Below are 1589 nucleotides of genomic sequence, written 5' to 3' on the forward strand. Positions count from 1 at the left end.
GAAAAACAGCTTTCAAAAAGTAAATCGTTAAATAAAAAAAATAAAAATTTACAAAAATAAGCCTTTCACAAATCTTCTGAGTAGAATCCTCTATAAAGGTAACAGCTTGGTTTTTAATGAGTTTTGTATGAAATTTGTATAGAAGTATTAAGATTTATACTTCTATCGGTCAAAGAATCATTAAAATTTTGTGAATATGGAAAGCGCATTTAATTCAATTTTACTTATATCAGGCCCACACGGCACTTATGAAGGAGTACCACCATTAGTAATGGCTGGATTTATAATCGTAGCTGCGGCATTAATATTTTTAGGTATTTATTTAAGCAGAAAACGTCGTGAATGGCTTCAACATTCAGTATTGACAAACGGCGAAGTAGTGGAAGTAAGCAAACGTTATGAACGCAGTGATAAATTAGGTCAAAGCCCAATTTTCTTCCCTGTTGTATCATTTATCGTAAACGGAAGACAATTCAAAATTGAAGCTGACAAAGGAATGTCTATGCTTAGCCAAGTTGGACAAACGATGCAAGTAAGATATAATCCAGAGAATCCTTATGATTCGGCTTTAGGAGAAAGAAGTATCCCAGGTTTGAATCCATCAGTATTCTTAATTCTTGGAATCGTTTTATTATGTACTAGCGCATTATTAATGTTTTAGTGTAGCACGAGTTTTCAACTCGTGAACTAAAGGCAAAAAAGCGGTCAGAAAACTAATTTCTGACCGCTTTTTTTAGTAGTACGAGTTTTCAACTCGTATATTATTTATTCACGAGTTGAAAACTCGTGCTACTAAATCTATTTGTTTGCAATATTTTGCAAACAAAAGTTACAATATCTCAACATTTTTATTCCTAAAACCTGATAGTAAATTGTCGGTAGGTGATAAACTCGTGATTAAATAGTCAAGAGCCGTAAAATCACATACCTTATAATTCTCTTCTCTGTTAATTTTTTCCTCTATCACACAAGTAACGATTTTTCTTGAAATACTCATCATTTTTTGTTTTAGTAACGATTCTTCATAGTGACGAATAGCCAATCCTAATTCTGGATTGATGCTGTTTGTACCCATGAAATATATATCAGCATGGATGTGCTCTAAATCCTGAACTGTCTTTGACCCAAGGGTTATTTGATAACGTTTGTAAAAAGAACCACCTAACAAAATTATCTCAACCTTAGGATGCTCTGCTAAGGCTGTAGCCAAATGAGGATTGTTGGTTACAACGGTAATCTCCATGTTTTTAGGAAGTTGCTCGGCAATGTAGAAATTGGTTGTTCCTCCGTCCATCAAAATGATTTTGTGGTTTTCAATCAATTTCATCGCTTTTTTAGCAATCGTTACAAATTCTGTATTGACAATCCCCAATCCTTTGCTCGCCTTGATAGATAGGTATGAATTAGCGATAGCACCCCCATGTACTTTCTTTAAAAGCCCTCTGTCTTCGAGTTCGATAATGTCACGACGAACGCTGTCGTAAGATACATTTAGTATTTGTCCTAAATCAACCAAAGTTACCTTTTTGTCTGTACTTAGCTTATCTAAAATTATTTGTTGACGTTCTTCTTTTAACATGATACCAAAT

At 33.8% G+C, this 1589-nt stretch carries 2 protein-coding genes; one reads left to right on the forward strand and one right to left on the reverse strand.

Annotated elements, in window-relative coordinates:
* The first annotated feature begins 196 nt into the window (after nucleotides 1-196).
* A complete protein-coding gene (locus tag AC07XN_RS24335; protein WP_494744926.1) occupies nucleotides 197-661 on the forward strand; it encodes a DUF3592 domain-containing protein in 465 nt (154 codons plus the stop codon).
* Nucleotides 662-829: 168 nt separating this feature from the next.
* On the opposite strand, the gene AC07XN_RS24340 is transcribed toward AC07XN_RS24335, so the two are convergent.
* Nucleotides 830-1589 (reverse strand): DeoR/GlpR family DNA-binding transcription regulator (locus AC07XN_RS24340; RefSeq protein ID WP_494744927.1); only part of this gene is annotated, 760 nt, incomplete at its 5' end.

It is taken from the genome of Arcicella sp. GW458-12-2-14-TSB2 (genome assembly GCF_059423785.1).

Bases quoted from the DNA above. Each gene is read 5' to 3' on its own strand.
- AC07XN_RS24335 (WP_494744926.1), top strand. From the start codon at position 197: ATGGAAAGCGCATTTAATTCAATTTTACTTATATCAGGCCCACACGGC.